The organism is Aurantiacibacter flavus, from assembly GCF_039710615.1.
Classification (GTDB): Bacteria; Pseudomonadota; Alphaproteobacteria; order Sphingomonadales; family Sphingomonadaceae; genus Alteraurantiacibacter; species Alteraurantiacibacter flavus.
In genome coordinates this window covers 1-2,875 of record NZ_JBDLBR010000019.1, presented here as the reverse complement: position 1 = coordinate 2,875, position 2,875 = coordinate 1, and the positions used below count along the sequence as shown (strand labels likewise).

The 2,875-nt window shown below is 61.4% G+C and carries 4 protein-coding genes; 1 reads left to right on the top strand and 3 read right to left on the bottom strand.

Translation table 11 applies throughout. The features are described 5' to 3' along the window. Nucleotides 1-408, bottom strand: a 408-nt coding sequence (locus tag ABDJ38_RS16880) for a transposase (protein ID WP_346786300.1), incomplete at its 3' end; no start/stop codon positions are given. 266 nt (nucleotides 409-674) lie between these two features. Between ABDJ38_RS16880 and ABDJ38_RS16875 the strand changes: the two genes are divergently transcribed. Next, nucleotides 675-1,820, top strand: coding sequence for a JmjC domain-containing protein (locus ABDJ38_RS16875; protein WP_346786299.1), 1,146 nt, complete (start codon nucleotides 675-677; stop codon nucleotides 1,818-1,820). 10 nt (nucleotides 1,821-1,830) lie between these two features. Here the strand turns inward: ABDJ38_RS16875 and ABDJ38_RS16870 are convergent, their stop codons facing one another. Then, complete coding sequence (locus ABDJ38_RS16870) at nucleotides 1,831-2,373, bottom strand: pseudouridine synthase (protein ID WP_346786298.1); 543 nt, start codon at nucleotides 2,371-2,373, stop codon at nucleotides 1,831-1,833. A gap of 285 nt (nucleotides 2,374-2,658) precedes the next feature. Continuing rightward, nucleotides 2,659-2,875: transposase (locus tag ABDJ38_RS16865; protein ID WP_346786297.1), on the bottom strand; the 217-nt coding region annotated here is incomplete at its 5' end.

The window sequence follows — 2,875 nt, the reverse complement described above, 5'->3', positions numbered from 1 at the left end:
ACCCTCGATCATGCAGCGCTCGACGGTCATCTCGAACAGTTTGCGCAACAGGTCGCTGTCGCGGAACCGACCATGCCGGTTCTTTGAGAAGGTGGAGTGGTCGGGCACCGCGCCGTCGAGATCGAGACGACAGAACCAGCGATAGGCGAGGTTCAGGTGGACCTCTTCGCACAGCCGGCGCTCGGACCGGATGCCCATGCAATAGCCGATGATCAGCATCCGGATCATCAGCTCGGGATCGATCGAGGGTCGCCCAGTCGCGCTGTAGAACGGCTTCAGGTGCTCGCGGATACCGGACAGATCGACGAACCGGTCGATCGCGCGCAGCAGGTGATCGACCGGCACGTGATCCTCGATGCGGAAGCTGTAGAACAGCGCCTCCTGCATCACCGTCCGCTCGCCCATCATCGCTACGTCTCCGCTTGCCTACGGAAACTGAATCAGGACTTCACGCCGACCGCAAGCGAGAGTTTTTCAACGGAATAGGGCCGAAAGGAAACTGTCGGCTTGTGATCTCATCGAGTTGAAAAGGCGAAGTTCCATCGCGCGATTGGTGCGCGGCTCGTCATGACCTTCGCGCCTGTGATGGCGATCGCCGTTTCAGCAAGCGCTTTGGCCATTTAGGCGGCAATCGACCAGTTGAGTATCGTGCCCGATTAACGCTACAGGCCAGTATGGATTTTGACCCCGTTACCTTCCTTCGTGACCATTGGCAGAAGAGCCCGAGGTTGATCCGCAACGCCTGGCCGGGTTGGGTCAATCCATTAACGCCGGATGAGCTTGCCGGACTGGCGTGCGAAGAAGGTGTGGAATCGCGGCTCGTGCGCCGAACTGCGTCCAGATCATGGGATCTGACCGACGGCCCCCTGTCGAACGCCCACTTCGCAGAGGTGGGCGCGGTACCCTGGACGCTGCTCGTGCAAGCCGTCGATCATCACGTCCCAGACGTCGCCGCATTGCTTGAACCGTTCCGCTTCATTCCCAACTGGCGGATCGACGATGTGATGGTCAGTTACGCCAGCGATGGCGGCGGGGTGGGACCGCACTTCGATCAGTACGACGTTTTCCTTATACAGGGACTCGGACGCCGGCGCTGGCGGGTAGGTGCGCGCTGTGATGAGCGCACCCCGCTCCTTCCTCATGATAGCTTGCGGTTGCTGGCGGATTTTCAGCCGTCTGAGGAATGGGTGCTGGAGCCTGGCGACATACTTTACCTGCCCCCCGGTTTCGCACACGACGGGATTGCAGTGGGGGAGGATTGCATGACCTATTCGATCGGCTTTCGCGCACCCTCGCGTGCCGAGCTCGTTACGGGCTGGGCCGATCATGTCATCGACCTGCTCGATGACGACGACCGCTATTGCGATCCAGAACTCGAGCCTGTCGTCAATCCGGGCGAGATCGCACAAGAAGCACTCGACAAACTGCACCATATGGTGACCGAAGCGCTGGCAAACCGCGAGAGCTTCGCTCGCTGGGCGGGCGCTCTCGTCACCACGCCCAAGTACGATCTTATCGACTGGGCCCCGGAGGATGCGGTCGCGCCGCAGGAGATAGAGGACGAACTGGTTGCGGGCGGGCTACTGGAACGCAACCCGGCGAGCCGCTTCGGGTTCATTCGCTCAGGGCCGGAAACGCTTACGCTCTTTGTCGATGGCGGGGCCCATGATTGCAATGGCGCGGTCGCGCTCTTTGCCGAGCAATTATGCGATCACGCATCACTGAGCATCGACACAGCATGGGCCGGATCTCCCCAAATCGTGGACCTGATATGCGAACTTGCCAATAGCGGGAGCGTTGCGATCACGTCCGAAGACTGAACAGGCCCTATCAGGCAGCGCGCCACACGCCGGGTGGCAGCCCGTCCAGTGTCCAGTCACCCACTGCCCAGCGTACCAGTCGCAAGGTCGGATGTCCGACCGCCGCCGTCATTCGGCGGACTTGCCGGTTGCGACCTTCCTGGATGGAGAGGCACAGCCAGCTGTCGGGTATGGATTTGCGTACCCGGATCGGCGGGTTGCGCGGCCAGAGCATGGGATCGGCAATTCGCTCCACCGTCGCCGGCAAGGTCTCTCCGTCCTTTAACCGAACGCCCTGCCGCAACATACGGAGCGACTCATCCATCGGTTCACCCTCGACCTGCACAAGATAAGTCTTCTTGAGCTTGTAGCGCGGGCTGGCGATGCGTGCCTGCAGGCGACCATCGTTGGTGAGGACCATCAGACCTTCGCTGTCGAAGTCCAGCCGACCTGCCGGATAGTAGCCGGGCGCATCGACGAAGTCAGCCAGCGTGGGGCGAGGTTCCCCCTGCCGCTCGTCGGTGAACTGGGAGAGCACGCCATAAGGCTTGTTCAGCAGGATTACGCCAACCATGCGCGCTCTTCTCGACCTCCTCGATCTTGGGCACCGCGTTCTATTTGACCATTGAGTCAATGTCGACCTCGGGCGATGGCGGGATCTACATCAACTCCCGCGATGCAGTCGATGCCGCCACCAGGGCCTGGTCCTGGCAAACGTGGCCGCGCGAGCGACAAGAACAGTGGTGACGAGAGTCGAGTTCCTGCGCGGCTGCATGTGGCCCTATTCTGTTGAAGAAGTCGTTGCCGGAGCTCGGTGTGGCTCGCGGCTGGCACCGGGCGAGCGGCGTTGTAATCTCGCTCAGGCGGGTGCGAGGCCAGCGATCGGCTTTATCTTGGCCAGTTTGCGTAGGTTTTGGGCTGCGGCGACGAGGTGGAACTCATCTTTTGCTCCATTGGGACCGCGCAGGCGCAAGCGGTCCAGCTTGAGGTGCGCGAACAGCATCTCGACCTTCTTGCGCTGTCTGCGCGAGACGAGATAGGCATCGGTGCTAGCGATCTCGCGCGCCATGTCGCGT

What these genes read in the sequence shown, in the direction of transcription:
- ABDJ38_RS16875 (WP_346786299.1), top strand. Translation starts at nt 675, where the DNA reads ATGGATTTTGACCCCGTTACCTTCCTTCGTGACCATTGGCAGAAGAGC.
- ABDJ38_RS16870 (WP_346786298.1), bottom strand. Translation starts at nt 2,373, where the DNA reads ATGGTTGGCGTAATCCTGCTGAACAAGCCTTATGGCGTGCTCTCCCAG.